General features: G+C 58.8%; 14 protein-coding genes. 5 read left to right on the top strand and 9 right to left on the bottom strand.

The genetic code is table 11. The annotated features are described in order from the left end of the window. The first annotated feature begins 20 nt into the window (after positions 1–20). Positions 21–473 (top strand): tellurite resistance TerB family protein, encoded by a 453-nt coding sequence (locus tag BFV97_RS08180; RefSeq protein ID WP_069299843.1) that lies wholly within the window; start codon positions 21–23, stop codon positions 471–473. 102 nt (positions 474–575) lie between these two features. Here the strand turns inward: BFV97_RS08180 and BFV97_RS08175 are convergent, their stop codons facing one another. Further along, the gene (locus BFV97_RS08175; protein WP_069299842.1) at positions 576–1799 is read right to left on the bottom strand and encodes an acyl-CoA dehydrogenase; all 1224 of its coding nucleotides are present in this window, start codon (positions 1797–1799) and stop codon (positions 576–578) included. A gap of 153 nt (positions 1800–1952) precedes the next feature. Here BFV97_RS08175 and BFV97_RS08170 point away from each other — a divergent pair, with 153 nt between their 5' ends. The 3 genes from BFV97_RS08170 to BFV97_RS08160 are packed head-to-tail and all read left to right on the top strand — an operon-like array spanning position 1953 to position 5318. Next, a complete protein-coding gene (locus tag BFV97_RS08170; RefSeq protein WP_069299841.1) occupies positions 1953–2642 on the top strand; it encodes a type 1 glutamine amidotransferase in 690 nt (229 codons plus the stop codon). Beyond that, positions 2635–4005, top strand: a complete 1371-nt coding sequence (locus BFV97_RS08165; RefSeq protein WP_069299840.1) for a glutamine synthetase family protein — start codon at positions 2635–2637, stop codon at positions 4003–4005. The genes BFV97_RS08170 and BFV97_RS08165 overlap by 8 nt, the downstream gene beginning before the upstream one ends. Positions 4006–4010: 5 nt before the next feature. After that, a complete protein-coding gene (locus BFV97_RS08160; RefSeq protein ID WP_069299933.1) occupies positions 4011–5318 on the top strand; it encodes an NAD(P)/FAD-dependent oxidoreductase in 1308 nt (435 codons plus the stop codon). Between the two features lie 39 nt (positions 5319–5357). Here BFV97_RS08160 and BFV97_RS08155 read toward each other — a convergent pair whose 3' ends face one another. The 8 genes from BFV97_RS08155 to BFV97_RS08120 all read right to left on the bottom strand — a co-directional run bounded on the left by BFV97_RS08155 (position 5358) and on the right by BFV97_RS08120 (position 14207). Next, positions 5358–7778, bottom strand: coding sequence for a GcvT family protein (locus tag BFV97_RS08155; protein ID WP_069299839.1), 2421 nt, complete (start codon positions 7776–7778; stop codon positions 5358–5360). Positions 7779–7842: 64 nt separating this feature from the next. Beyond that, positions 7843–8061, bottom strand: a complete 219-nt coding sequence (locus tag BFV97_RS08150; protein WP_069299838.1) for a hypothetical protein — start codon at positions 8059–8061, stop codon at positions 7843–7845. Then, positions 8058–9224 (bottom strand): aromatic ring-hydroxylating oxygenase subunit alpha, encoded by a 1167-nt coding sequence (locus BFV97_RS08145; protein WP_069299837.1) that lies wholly within the window; start codon positions 9222–9224, stop codon positions 8058–8060. The genes BFV97_RS08150 and BFV97_RS08145 overlap by 4 nt, the downstream gene beginning before the upstream one ends. Before the next feature lie 93 nt (positions 9225–9317). Continuing rightward, positions 9318–10211: a LysR substrate-binding domain-containing protein gene (locus BFV97_RS08140; protein WP_069299836.1), complete on the bottom strand. Its 894-nt coding sequence runs from the start codon at positions 10209–10211 to the stop codon at positions 9318–9320. Between the two features lie 57 nt (positions 10212–10268). Next, positions 10269–10937: an SOS response-associated peptidase gene (locus BFV97_RS08135; RefSeq protein ID WP_069299835.1), complete on the bottom strand. Its 669-nt coding sequence runs from the start codon at positions 10935–10937 to the stop codon at positions 10269–10271. A 21-nt stretch (positions 10938–10958) separates the two neighbouring features. Continuing rightward, positions 10959–11924, bottom strand: coding sequence for a LysR family transcriptional regulator (locus BFV97_RS08130; protein WP_069299834.1), 966 nt, complete (start codon positions 11922–11924; stop codon positions 10959–10961). A 51-nt stretch (positions 11925–11975) separates the two neighbouring features. After that, entirely contained in the window at positions 11976–12899 is a 924-nt protein-coding gene (locus BFV97_RS08125; RefSeq protein WP_069299833.1) for a LysR family transcriptional regulator, read from the bottom strand. Between the two features lie 114 nt (positions 12900–13013). Then, positions 13014–14207, bottom strand: a complete 1194-nt coding sequence (locus BFV97_RS08120; RefSeq protein ID WP_245667659.1) for a cytochrome-c peroxidase — start codon at positions 14205–14207, stop codon at positions 13014–13016. A 54-nt stretch (positions 14208–14261) separates the two neighbouring features. Between BFV97_RS08120 and BFV97_RS08115 the strand changes: the two genes are divergently transcribed. Then, positions 14262–14738 carry an SEL1-like repeat protein gene (locus BFV97_RS08115; protein ID WP_069299831.1) on the top strand — a complete coding sequence of 159 codons (477 nt, stop codon included), beginning with the start codon at positions 14262–14264 and terminating at the stop codon, positions 14736–14738. Positions 14739–14791 lie beyond the last annotated feature (53 nt).

Raw genomic sequence — 14791 nt, 5'->3', positions numbered from 1 at the left:
TAGCGCACTAGGTTTCGATCATGTTTCAAGCTCTGATAGACCTCTTTACCGTTCCTGATGCCCGCGCCGATCTTCAGCCCGAAGATGCCCGCGCGGCCCTTGCCACGCTTCTGGTGCGGATAGCCCGCGCCGATGACCGTTATGACCCTGCAGAACACCAGATGATTCTGGATGTGCTACAGGATCGCTACCAGCTCGGTCTGGAAGCGGCGCAAGAGTTGAAAGCCGATGCGGAACGGTTGGAGTCACAAGCTCCGGACACCGTGCGGTTTACCAAGATCGTCAAGGATGCTGTTCCCTATGAGGATCGTATTGGCGTGGTAGAGGCGCTTTGGCGGGTGGCTATGGCGGACGGACAGCGGGACCATGAAGAAGACGGTTTCCTGCGTCTCGTGGTGAACCTGCTGGGCGTGAATGACCGTGACAGCGGCTTGGCCCGCCAACGGGTGATTGCGTCGCTCGACAACGGTTAAACGGACAGAAATCTGCGGCTGAAGGCTTTATGCCTGTTCCAGCCTGATAAATCCGGCCCTGCGATCTGCTGATCGTCAGGGCCGGATTTGTTTCAAGGCGCGTTAAAAGAACGCCTGAAGGCCGGTTTGCGCCCGGCCGAGGATCAGCGCGTGAACGTCATGGGTGCCTTCATAGGTGTTCACGGTTTCAAGGTTCATCATGTGACGGATGACCTGAAACTCCTGCGAAATCCCGTTGCCGCCGTGCATGTCCCGCGCCATCCGCGCAATATCAAGCGCCTTGCCGCAGTTGTTGCGTTTGATGATGGAAATCATCTCGGGCGCGGCATTGGCGGCATCCATCAAACGGCCCACTTGCAGGGCGGCTTGCAGGCCAAGGGTGATCTCGGTTTGCATATCTGCCAGTTTCTTCTGGAACAATTGGGTTTGCGCCAGCGGTTTGTTGAACTGTTTGCGGTCCATTCCGTACTGGCGTGCTGCGTGCCAGCAGAACTCTGCCGCACCCATAGCGCCCCACGCGATGCCGTAGCGGGCACGGTTGAGACAGCCAAACGGTCCTTTCAGACCTTCCACATTCGGCAGCAAGGCATCGTCCGAAACCTCTACGCCGTCCATCACGATTTCACCGGTGATCGACGCGCGCAAGGACATTTTGCCTTCGATTTTGGGCGCAGACAGTCCCTTCATGCCTTTTTCCAGAACAAACCCGCGGATCTTGCCGCCATGTTCTTCGGATTTGGCCCAGACCACAAACACATCCGCAATCGGTGAATTGGAGATCCACATCTTTGAGCCGTTCAGCACATAACCGCCCTGCACTTTTTCAGCGCGGGTTTTCATGCCACCCGGATCGGAACCGGCATCGGGCTCTGTCAGGCCGAAACAGCCGATCCATTCGCCGCTGGCGAGTTTTGGCAGGTACTTCTTGCGCTGCTCTTCAGAGCCATAGGCATAGATCGGGTACATCACCAAGGAGGATTGCACCGACATCATCGAGCGATAGCCCGAATCCACCCGCTCTACTTCCCGCGCGACCAGACCATAGGTCACGTAACCCGCGCCGATCCCGCCGTATTCTTCCGGAATGGTGGTGCCGAGCAGGCCCATTTCGCCCATTTCCCGAAAGATTTCCGGATCTGTGGATTCTTCGGCAAACGCCTTGATCGCACGCGGGGCGAGCTTTTCAGATGCGTAGGATTTTGCCGCATCGCGGATCATCCGCTCTTCTTCGTTCAACTGGGATTCCAGCAACAACGCGTCCTCCCACTGGTACGAACCCAACTCCGGTTTGTCTTTTGCCTTCAGGCTTGGCGCTTGCGCGGTCATGATGTCACTTTCCGTTATTATATATAATTTGCTGGTCAAAGGGGTAAGGCACCACCACGCAATTGGCAAGTGGGCCAGCCACATCGTTCTATCCGCTTGCCTGCCCCTGCCAGTCTGTGCAACCTGTGACCAAACAACTTTTACAGGTGAATTATGAAAATCGGTATTCTGCAAACTGGCAGATCCCCCGAACAGCTCGTGGCCCAACACGGCGAATATGGCGAAATGTTTCAGACCCTGCTGGCAGACCGCGGCTTTGACTTTCAAACCTATGATGTGATTGAAAGCCGGTTCCCCAAAAATATCAACGAATGCGACGGCTGGATCATCACAGGCTCCAAATTCGGCGTCTATGAAGATCTCCCTTGGATTGCACCGCTCGAATCGCTGATCCGTGCCCTGCACAAAGCCAGACGCCCGCTGATCGGCGTGTGTTTCGGTCATCAGATCATCGCACAGGCATTGGGCGGCAAAGTTGAAAAATTCAACGGCGGCTGGTCGGTCGGTCGGGTGGATTACCCGATGGCCGACGGGCGCACCCTGCCCCTGTTTGCGTGGCATCAGGATCAGGTGACAACCCCGCCCGCAGGTGCTGTAACCGTGGCACAAACAGAGTTTTGCAAACACGCCGCGCTGACCATTGGCGATCATATCTACACAATCCAGCCCCACCCCGAATTCACAGCCGCCTTTGTTACCGGACTGGCCGAAACACGCGCTGTTGGCGTGGTTCCCGATCCAGAACGGCTCGCCGCGATAGAAAGCACGCGATTGCCTGTCGCCCGTAGTGAAATGGCCGACCTGTTTACCTCTATTCTCAAAGGAGCAATGGCCCATGGATGACAGTTTGAAATGGATCGAAAGAATCCCGCAAGCCGCGCAGGATTACATCGCCAACCGCCGCCTAGAAGAAGTAGAGTGTATCATCTCGGACACCACCGGCATCAGCCGCGGCAAATGTATGCCCGCGCGCAAATTCGGCCGGCTCGACCCGATGTATCTGCCCGACAGCATCTTTTATCAGACTGTGACCGGCTCTTACGTTGATATTGAGAACATCGAAAACCAGTATACCGAAGGGGATATGGTGCTCTCGCCGGATTTCTCGTCTGCGACCGCCGCGCCCTGGACCGGCGATGTCACGCTTCAGATCATCCATAACGTCACCGATGTCCACGGCGCGCCGATGCCGCTGGTGCCGCGCAATGTACTGCGCCGTGTCCTGTCCTACTATGAGGCAGAGGGCTGGGAACCTGTGGTTGCGCCCGAGATGGAGTTTTACCTTGTCGCCCGCAACACCGATCCGAACCAGCCGGTTGTGCCAAAGCTCGGGCGGACCGGACGGCCTGCGGCCTCTATGCAGGCATATTCTATGTCGGCGGTGGATGAATACGGCCCTGTGATCGACGATATTTACGACTTTGCCGAAGATCAGGGCTTTGAGATCGACACGATCATTCAGGAAGGTGGCGCCGGTCAGGTAGAGATCAACCTCAAACACGGTCATCCGATCAAACTGGCAGATGAGGTGTTTTACTTCAAACGTCTGATCAAAGAGGCCGCCCTGCGCCATGATTGCTATGCGACCTTCATGGCCAAACCGATGGGGGACCAGCCCGGTTCCGCGATGCATATCCACCACTCTGTTCTGGATACATCCACCGGCAAGAACATCTTTAACGACGAACAGGGTCAGGCAACGCCAACCTTTGGCCATTTCATCGCCGGTCTGCAACACCATCTGCCCGCCGCCACGCCGTTTATCGCACCCTATGTGAACAGCTACCGGCGCTACGTGGCGAATTTCTCGGCGCCGATCAATCTGGAATGGGCGGAAAACAACCGCACCACCGGCATCCGCGTGCCAATCTCCCCGCCAGAGTCCCGTCGGGTGGAAAACCGTGTGGCCGGTATGGATTGCAACCCGTATATCGGTCTCGCCGCATCGCTGGCCTGTGGCTATCTCGGCATGAAGAACAAACTGGAACCCCGGATCGCGGCCTCCGGCGAGGCATATGACGCCGATCGCGACATCCCCCCGACCATGTACGAAGCCCTCAGCCTGCTGGCCGAAGACGAACAACTGGCCGAAATGATGGGACCTGAGTTCACGGCGGTCTATACAGCGGCGAAAAACAAGGAATATGACGAGTTTCAGGAAGTCATCAGCCCTTGGGAACGGGAACACCTGTTAATGAGCGTCTGATGCCATTGAACCTGCTGCACGCCAATGACGCACGCGGAAGCTACCCTGCAAGCTGGTACGCGGCCACCGCCAACACCCTGCCGCCCTTCCCCGTGCTGGAAGGCGATCACAAAGCGGATGTCTGCGTCATAGGCGGTGGGTTTACCGGCCTGTCGAGCGCATTGCATCTGGCGCAACGGGGCTACCGCGTCATCCTGCTTGAAGCGCAGCGCGTTGGCTGGGGCGCTTCGGGGCGCAATGGTGGACAGGTCGGCTCCGGCCAGCGCCGCGACCAGATGGACCTTGAAAAGATGGTGGGGCCGGATGATGCCCGCCACCTGTGGAATTTATCCCAAGACGCCAAGACGCTGGTCAAATCCCTGTGCGAGACCCACACGATCGACTGCGCCCATAGGCCCGGTGTGGCCCATGTGGACTGGAACGCCGCCGATGTCCCCCACGAGCATGCCTATGCAGAGCATCTCAACAAAACCTACGGTTATACCGACATCAAACCGCTCGACCGCGCGGCCACCTGTGACCTGCTTGGCACCGAGGTCTATCACGGCGGTACGCTTGATATGGGGGCGGCCCATATCCACCCGCTGAACTTTGCGTTGGGTCTGGCCCGCGCCGCACAGGATGCGGGCGTTATCCTTTATGAGCAAAGCGAGGTCACGGGCATCCAACAGGGGGATCCGGTTACAATCAGCACCGCGACAGGCCGGATCACCGCCAGCCATCTGGTGGTCGCCTGCAACGGCTATCTAGGCGGGCTGCACGAAAAAACCGCCTCTCGGGTGATGCCGATCAACAACTTCATCGTCGCCACAGAACAACTGGGACAAGATGGCGCCGAAGCGCTGATCAAACAGGATGTGGCCATAGCCGACAGCAAATTTGTGGTGAATTATTACCGCCGCTCCGCGGATCACAGGCTGCTGTTTGGCGGTGGCGAAACCTACAGTTACCGTTTCCCTAAGGACATCCGCGCACTGGTGCGCAAACCGATGCTGGAGATTTATCCGCAACTGAAAGATGTCAAACTTGACTACGCTTGGGGCGGCACATTGGCCATTACGGTGAACCGGATGCCCTATTTTGCACGCCTCTCCCCCAACATCCTGACCGCATCGGGATATTCGGGCCACGGCGTCGCTCTTGCAACGCTCGCAGGGCGGATCACCGCCGCTGCTATCGCAGGCCAGTCCGAGGATTTCGATGTCATGGCCCGCGTGCCGACCATCCCCTTTCCGGGCGGTCGCGCCCTGCGCTACCCGAGCCTTGTGCTCGCCATGTCATGGTATGCGCTGCGGGACCGGCTGGGGCTCTGACGCGCAGGCTCTTTTTGGTTCAAATATCCATCTCCCACCTTATCCGCGCAGACGATGGCCCGCAGGATCAAACGGCGGCTCTGCCAGAATAACCGCGCGGTGGGGCCGGCCTAACACCGCCACATCCAGCACGGTTCCCGCCTCTGCATGGGCGGTCTTGATAAAGGCCAGCGCACAGGAAGCCGCAACTGTATACCCGTAAGCCCCCGAAGTGATCCGCCCCACGGGGGTTCCATCGGGCAGAAACACCGGCTCTCCGCCGGAACTATCCGCGTTTTCTGCGTCAATCTGCAAACAAACCAGCTTTTCCCGCGCTGGCCGGTCCTTGATCGCAGCATAGGCGGCGCGGCCCAGAAACGCTGGCTTGTCCATCTTCACCAGCCGCGCAAAGCCCACTTCTTGCGGCCAGTATTCCGGCGAATACTCGCGGCTCCATGACCCGTAGCCTTTCTCAATCCGCAAAGCGCCGAGCGCACGGCTGCCTACCGGAACAACCCCGAGGTCCTGCCCCGCGTCAAACAACGCATCCCAAAGCTTGATCTGGTCCGCCTCCGCCACGTAAATCTCCCAGCCCAGATCGCCGGTAAAGGATACCCTGATCCCGATCGCCGCGATTCCGGCAATGGTAAACCTGCGGGACCGCATGAACGGCCAGCCGGTGTTTGACAGGTCTTCCTGTGTCAGCCGCGCCAGCAGTTCGCGGGATTTCGGACCGGCAACATTCACCCCGCAAAGGGCTTCGGTCACAGATTTGAACACCGTCCCGTCAGGCAACGGCACCATCTGGAAATAGCGTTGGTGATAGCGTTCGGCCATGCCGGTGCCCACCATGAAGAAATGATCCTCTGCCAGCTTGGTGATCGTGAAATCCCCCGCAATTCCGCCCCGCAGACCCAGCATCGGGGTCAGACAAGAGCGACCAACCTCTGTCGGGACGTGATTGGCCACCACGCGGTTCAGCCAGTCGGCACCACCTGCGCCGGTGATCTCGTATTTTCCGAAGTTCGATATATCAATCACACCAGCATGTTCCCGCAAGGCCCGGCATTCTTGCCCGACAGGTTCAAACCAGTCCTGACGGGTAAAACCATAGGTTTCGCAACCCGTCTGCCCCTCTCCGGCATACCAGAGCGGATGCTCCCAGCCGTAGTTCAGCCCATGCACCGCCCCCATTTCCTTCTGACGTTGATAAAGCGGACGCAACCGCGTTTCGCGCCCCGCCTGCCGTTCCTCATAGGGGAAATGGATGGCAAAGCGGTTGGCGTATTGATCTGCCACTTTCTCCATCGTGAACTTGCGATCCGCCCAAGGACCAAAGCGACTGAGGTCCCAAGGGAACATGTCAAATTCCGGCTCTGCCTCTACGATCCACTGGGCCGTCATCAGACCCAGACCACCTGACTGGCTAAAGCCCGGAATAATGCCGCAACAGCAGAAATAATTCCTCAGTTCGGGCACAGGACCATAAAGCGCGGCACTGTCGGGCGACCAGATCATCGGCCCGTTTATGACCCGTTTGATACCTGCCGTTGCTGCCACGGGCACCCGTGCCATCGCCCGCTCCAGATTCTCCATGATCCGGTCGAGGTCTCCGTCAAACAACTCATGCCCGAAATCCTGCGGTGTGCCGTCTTCGGCCCAGAATTTCAGATGTTTCTCGTAGGCGCCGATCAGCAGGCCGTTGCCTTCCTGACGCATGTAATATTCCCCGTCCCGATCCGCCACCGAAGGCAGGCGGTCTTTCATGGCAGCAATTTCGGGGATGGTTTCCGTCACAAGATACTGATGCTCGGTCGGTTGCAGCGGCAGTTTTACCCCCGCCATCGCCGCCACTTCCCGCGCCCAGAGCCCGCCGACATTTACCACCCATTGCGTATGGATATTGCCGTTCGGCGTTTCTACGATCCAGCTGCCATCGGGCTGCGGGGTAGTCGCGGTTGCAGGACAGAACCGGTGGATTTCTGCCCCCATCTTGCGCGCTCCGGCGGCATAAGCTTGCGTTACGCCGGACGGGTCCACATTGCCGCCGTCCTCTTCAAACATAATGCAACGCACCCCCTCCAGATTGAGCAGGGGATTCTTGTCCAACGCCTGCTCGGGGGTGAGTTCGTAGAATTTCTCTGCAAAATACCGTGCTTTGGATTCCTGTAAACGTAACTGGTGTTCCCGCGCCTCTGTCTGGGCGAGATAGATGGAACCGGGCTGGAACACACCGCAGCCCTGCCCGGTTTCCTGTTCCAGTTCTTTATAAAGGTTCATCGTATAATACTGGATTTTCGAGATGTTGTTATTGTCATGCAGCCCGTGCAGGTTTGCCGCCGCATGCCAAGTTGACCCGGAGGTGAGTTCGTCCCGTTCCAGCAGAACCACATCGCGCCACCCCAGTTTGGCGAGGTGATAGAGGATCGAGCAGCCCACCAGACCGCCTCCGATGACAACAGCTTGTGCGTGGGTTTTCATCTGCTGACTCCTGTTACTGGCTGTGCGGCGGGATTTGAGTATTTTTGGAACATTGAAGCGGGTTTCAGGCTTCGCGCCCGTAAGAGCGAAGCGTATAGTAGAGGGTTTCAGCCTCGGGCAGACCCGCCTCCAACGCGTAGATATAGGCGTGGGTCAGGTAGAAACAGCCCCGCGTTTCATCCTCTGCCAGCGCGGATTTTCCGGCCTGCTGGTAAAGCTGCACCAGTGCGCGGCTGTCCTGCGCATTATGGGCTGCCAGCAGGGCCTGATCCAGCGGGGTCATGTGTCCGTTTGGGGTGCAGCGCGGATCAGCGCGTCGGCCACCCATTTGTGAAACAGATGGGTTGGTCCGTCCATCACCGGAGAGAATTTTCCGCCGTCAAAATAAGGTGCGTGGCGACCTTTCTGCATGCCCTCGACCACGAAAATATCCTCTTCGAAAACCTCTTTCCACTGGCGGGTGTTTTTTTCTCGCAGGGGGGCAAATTCAGGGGAGGTTGCTTCGGGTGTGGCGTAGAAAATCTCGATATGTTCGCGGGTCCTATCCCGCGCGAGAGGTTCCAGCAAAATGGCGTAATAATGGTCGCGATGCGCCCCGAGCAGGACGTTCGGGAACACGCTGATGTATTCCGCGCCAGTGTCCCATTCTGCCCCGAGCCCTGCAAAATCGGGAAAGACCGAACCGTTCTCTCCGGCAAGCTGGCGGTAAACCAGCGTGCCCTGTCCGGCGTAGCGATCCGGTTTCGTGATGTTGTAGTGATCTTCCAGCCGTGAATAGCTGTTCAGTCCGGGGTGGACCCAAGGCAGATGATAGCTTTCGCAGTAATTCTCTACCGCGAGCTTCCAGTTGCAGGACACCTCAAGGCTGAAGGAACTGTCTGCGCCGCCGTGGTGCAGCGGTTTGTCAAACATCGACCAGCGGGCCATCAGGTCCTTATGGACCTCTTCGAACGGGGCGGCGGTGCCGGAGATATTCACATAGACCACCCCGAGCCAGACGTAGCTGCAGATTTCGATCAGGCCCAGTTCGTCCCGTTTAATGTCGTCATGGATATTCTGCCCCGGTCCGCCCACATGCGGGGTCGAGCGCAGCCGCCCGTCCAGCCCGTAGCACCAGCTATGATAGGGGCAACGCAGGGTGCCGCGGATATTGGCCGCCTTGTCGAGCAGGATCATCCCGCGGTGGCGACAGGTGTTCTGATAGACCCGCACCTGTCCTGCGTGGTCCCGCAGGATCAACAGTGGCACGCCGAGAAAATCTACCGGATTGGCATCGCCGGTATTTGGCACATCTTTGGCAAATCCGACACCGGACCAATTGTCAAACAGGACGGATTTTCGTTCCTGATCAAAGACATCCTGATCAGTATAATGGGCATTTGGCAGCCCCCGCGCCTGTGCCACATCCTGTGTCACTGCGTTCAAATCCGAAAGAGCGATTGTCATCCTGTCACCCGTCTGAAAATGGTTTCCTGCCGCTGACTATGCTTTTGGAAAAGACGGGCTGCCAAGATCGAGAAACTTGTTTTTGAGATGAGATCAGCTCATGTGACGGGCGCGCATCCAGTCATAAAGGGTTCTTGTGGCCTCGGGCATGTCGGGGTTGGCGGCGATCAGGTAAAAGGCACCGGGGGCCGCGCAACTATGGTCGTCCAGTGTCACCAGTTTGCCCTGATCCAGCAGGGGCGCCGTCAGTTTCCGCCAGCCAAGCGCCAGCCCTGCCCCTTCCTGCGCCAGTTGTATTGCGATCGAGTAATTGTTCACCCGTCGTGCCGGAGCGATCGGGCCGTGGTATTTCATCATGTCGAACCAGACTGCCCATGTGGTCCAGTTCTCGTTGCGGGCGTCCATGTTGATCAGCGGCTCACGCGCCAGTTCTTCCAGACTTGCGCCGTGCAGCCGTTCGGCCAGAGCGGGCGTGCAGACCGGCACCAGCATATCCCCGAACAGGCGGATGTGTTCCGGTTCCCGAGGGGGCGCCAGCCGGTATTCGATGGCAAGATCTGCGTGGATCGGCCGTTGTAACAGCCGGTCCGAGATTTGCTGGTTGATCTGGATGCCTTCATATTCGCGCCAGAAGGAAATGATGCGGGGCGTCAACCAGAGAGAGGACACCGCCGTCGTCGCAGCAATTTCGACTTTCGGCGTCTCTGCCTGATTGCGCAGCGACGCGGTGATGGCGGAAATATCGCGAAAGCTGTGGCTGAGCACCGCAAACAGGCGTTCTCCGTCATCTGTCAGCGTCACAGAGCGGTGCCCGCGGGTGAACAGCGCCAGCCCCAGCCATTTCTCCAGCGCCTTGACCTGATGACTGACAGCGCCGGGCGTGACGTTCAATTCGGCAGCCGCCTCGTTGAAGGCGCCGCGACGGGAGGCAGCCTCAAACGCGCGCAACATGGTCAGCGGCGGCATGTCATAGGGTTTGGATCGCATGGGCGCACCTGCTCGCGGATGGGTCGTTGCAACAGGTTACACAAGTTTGCACCGCGATCAATCAGGCAATGGTTCACGCAGTTGCGGGCCTTCGACACGACCTGAATTCACCTCAAGCCCGACACGGTGACGGGCGAAATAGGCCGGATCGGCAGCCTCCATCAACGTAGCAGCACCTTTGCCTTCTTCTCCCAGCCACAGGCCAAAGTTTTCGGGCGTCACGGTCACGGGTTCGCGGTGGTGGACCTCTGCAATGTCGGGTCCGGCCTCGGTTGTGACCATCGCGCAGGTGACGGAGCGCTGGCCCTCGGCACCTGTCCAGACCTGCCAGATCCCCGCAAAGGCCATCAACGGCCCGTCGGAGGGATAGATGTACCACGGTTCCTTGCCCTTGCCCTTTTCGCGGTGCCATTCGTAAAACCCATCCGCCGGTATCAGACAGCGGCGGCTGCGCACTGCGTCGCGGAAAGCGGGTTTTTCAGCGATGGTTTCTGCGCGGGCGTTGATCAGCAGCGGACCATCGGTCGGGGATTTGTACCATTTGGGCAGGAACCCCCAGCGCATCGGCACCAGATGACGCGCCCCGTCATGGAACACCGCCACCGGAATATCCTGCGTCGGGCATATGTTATAGCGCGGCTGTTCCCACTGCGCGGTGATCTCTGTCGCGCCGAACCAGCCGGCAACAGCGTCCGGTGGAAGGGTCAGGGCAAAACGGCCACACATGTTTTCTTCTCCTGTGCTTTGCTACTCCACGCGGAAATCCGGCCCCATCCAGGGAAATTTCTCAAGACAGGGCTGCATCAGCTTCTTGCGGATCAGCGGGCGCATCAGGGCCGCAACGTCCCCTGCGATACTGTCCATTTCCCCTTGTCGGGCGATCAGGGAAATACTGCGGGTCAGCGCCTTGAACGGCAGTGGCATCACATCAAGCGCCCCGTGAAAGCGCTGCGCGCTCATATAGCCGAGCGGCGTTGTCACCGACCAGCTGCGCCCGCTGGCCACCATTGAAAGGATGGCATGATAGCTGCCAAATTCAAACCTGTTGGGCAGATTGATCCTCTGGCGCGACAGATGCGCCTCTATCTGGCGACCCATCATCTGACGGGAGGAATACCGCACAAACGGCAGTTTTTCGAGCTGTTCGAACACCGGCTTGGACTGATCCACATAGCCCTTGGGCGCCACCGCGACAAAGGGCTCTTGCATAAGACTATGCACTTGCATCCATTTTTCGGCAATATTCAGGTCCGCCACCACCACCAGATCAAGGGCGCGGGAGTCAAGCGCATCGGTCAATGTGTAACTGCTGGCGCTTTCCAGCAGGAACTGACACCCTTTCAGCGCTCCGGCCAATTGCTCCATCAGCGCGGGCGTAACTTCGGCGTCGAAATCTTCGATCAGACCAAGGCGCAAACGGCTCATCTGCGAAAAATTATATACGGCCAGTTCTGCCTTGGCCTGATTGGCCTCTGACAGAATGGCTTGCGCCCGCTTCAGAAACAGCCCGCCCGCAGGGGTCAACTGCTGGGGACGAATGCTGCGATCCAGCAGGCTCGCCCCCAAAGCCGCTTCCAGATTGGTCAATTGCTGGGAGACGGAGGAAATGCTTGCCGACAGGCGTTTGGCGGCGTTGGACACAGAGCCTTCTTCAACAGCCGCAATAAAAACCTCAATCGCCCAGAGCGATAATTTTCCAGGGGTATCTACCATGGCACCATTAAGGACAGCCTGCGGCTTTGGGCAAGCCTTTTTCTAATAAATTCAGGGGCTCGGACGATGCGACACCTCTGCACGCAAACGCTGCAAACGGTCATCCACGTGATCAAGGAACGTTTTGATCAGTGCCAAGCGCCCGTTGTTCTTGCGCCATTGGGCAAAGAATTCCGGCTGGCGGACAGGTAATTCCTCTAGCACCGGCACAAGACGTCCGCTGGCAAGATCCGCTCCGACCCGCGATTTCGGCAGGATCGCCAGCCCCGCACCAGAGCGGCAAAGGTTGTGAACCAACTCGATGTCATCGCATTTGATCCGATAGGAAATCGCCGGAAAAACACTGCCCGCGCCACGGTAAAACAGCTTTGCCCAGTCAGAGGCAGAATGATCGCTGCACAGCAGGATCGGAATTTTCGCCGGTATTTCCTGTACCGGCGTTCCCTTCATCCGCTCTGCCACATCAGGGGCGGCATAAAACGCCGCGCCGGTGCCTTCGATCTTGCGAAAACTGATGTCGGTGCTGGTCGGGCTGTCAGAGGACACCACCAGATCGAACAGTTCCAGTCCTTTTTCAGAGGTGTCTTGCTCAAAGTTGATTTCGATACTGACGTTGGGATGGGCAAGCAGAAAATCTTGCACCACTTCGCGCAGGATGCCGCCGGACAGGAGCACCGGCAAATCCAACCGCAACACCTGCGCCCGTGTCTTGCGACCCCCGCCAAAGGATTGCAGCCCCTCTGTGCCGATTTCCAGCATCTCCCGCGCGGTCTGGTAGATGCGCATTCCCTCTGCCGTCAACTCGAACGAGCGGGCGCGACGGATCAGCAGTTGCTTGCCCAGACGGTCTTCAAGGTCGGAAATCAGTGCGCTTGTTTTTGCTTCGGACAGCCCGAGTTCCCGCGCCCCCGCCTTGACGGAGTTGTAATCCACCACGACGGCAAAAGCGATCATCGAGAGATACGGGTCAATCATTTAGTCTGACCAATCAACAAAAATGGGAACACGTATCAAGGATACGGTCCCCCAACCTTAGCAGGACTCCCCCATGCTCACAACAATTAGAAAGTTAACCCTTGGGCAACCACCTCAGTCCCCGAAGGGTCGCAGGCCAGAGGGAAGCGTCTCGGGCACCGCCACTTGGTCGGTCTGTGGCGCGGACAAACTGTGCAGAAAACGGATCAACTGATCCACCTGTCGCTGGTGCAATGTGGCTGGCACCTGCGCTTTGGCGGGATAGGCCAGAAAAGCAGCGCGGATACGACGAAGTTCTGTCACATCCTGCCAGTGGGTGATCCCTTCTGGCGGAATAAAATCTGCGCTGGCGCCAAGCGGGTCCATATGGTGACGGATCACGGACTCCAGTGTTGGGAAGATGCCGTTATGTCCGTAAGGCGCGGTCTGCGCCACATTGCGCAAAAACGGGGTGCGAAAGCGGTAGCTGTCCCTGACATCATCGCTTACGGCCAGTCTTCCCGCATCACGGGCCACCGGATCAAACCGGCGGGTACGGCCCGGTCCCAAGGGCGGCAGGGCAAGGTTGTGAAACGCCTGATCCGACAAAAGCGGACCACTATGGCACTGGCTGCATTGCGCTTTCCCGTAGAACAGCGCCATTCCTGCGCGCTGGTCCGGATCAAGGGCAGACCGCACGCCGCCCAGATACCTGTCGAAATCCGACCCCATGCTGCGAAACGCGGTTGAGATATACGCCGCCAGCGCGTTTGCGATTGTGGTAATGTCGATGTCTGCCGGTGCTGCCATGTCACGATAGCCTGCAATCGCACCCACCCGCCGCGCGATCATGGCCCATGCCTCGGGCGCGGATGTCTGCGCTGCGGCGGCGATCTCGTTGCTCTCGGGCGCCCCTGCCATTTCGCTGCGGGCGATCAGGGGAAATAACACCTGCGCCGCAAGCAGACTGTTCAAACCGCTTGGCAACTGACCTTCGGCGGCCGTGCGCACCACCGCCCCCCGCTGTTCCACCCGTCCGTCATGGAACAAACGCTGCACCTGCCGCGCACCCAGATCCCACAACGCAGGAGCATTGCGGGCCTGCCGCTGCACCGCGCGTCCCATCTGCCGCGCCGCGCCGCGACCCGTGCCCCCTTCCCCGATGCCAAGCGCCAGAGCGTCACTGCCACCATAGGCCGGATTGTGACAAGTGGCGCAGGCAATGTTCCGGTTGCCTGAAAGCAACGGATCAAAGAACAGCGCGCGGCCAAGTGCCACCTCTGCGGCGCTATACTGCGGGTAGTCTTGCGGCATCAAAGGCTTGGGCAACTCCTGCGCCTGTGCTAATCCTGCGAAAAGCCCTGCACTACAAAGGATTATCGGATGCGCAAACTTGCCATTGCCGCCTGCTTTCTTGCAGCCCCTGCGCTTGCGGATATGCAGATGGCCCGCGATGCGTTCCAGCGGGGGCAATTTGGCGAAACTGTTGCGCGGCTTACCCCTGCTGCGCAATCGGGCAATGCCGAGGCAGAATTTCTGTTGGGGCGCATTTATGCGCTGGGGTTGGGGCACCCCGAAGACGCTTGGCGGGCCGTGGAGTTTCTGAAACGGGCGGCAGGCAAAGGCCATCCCGCAGCGCAACTGCATCTGTCCAAAGCCTATGCCAGCGGTGCAGGACTCGCTGCCCCCGATCCCCTTCGTGCCGCGCTCTGGGCAGAGCTTGCGGTGCTGGCCAATGCCGAAGGTGCCGCAGCGCATCTGGCAGAACAGCGTCGCCGCCTGTCGGAACAGGATAAATCCCGTCTTGCGCCCCTGCTGTCCGATTATCGCACCCATCTGTTTCCCTTCAGTCCTAAGTAACACAGATTTCCGGCGCGACTGCAACATTGCCAGTCGCGCTGCGGGTTGATCCA

This window comes from Neptunicoccus sediminis (assembly GCF_001719615.1).
GTDB lineage: Bacteria > Pseudomonadota > Alphaproteobacteria > Rhodobacterales > Rhodobacteraceae > Amylibacter > Amylibacter sediminis.
Note: the sequence above shows the minus strand (reverse complement) of the source record. Positions and strands in the feature narration are given on the sequence as shown.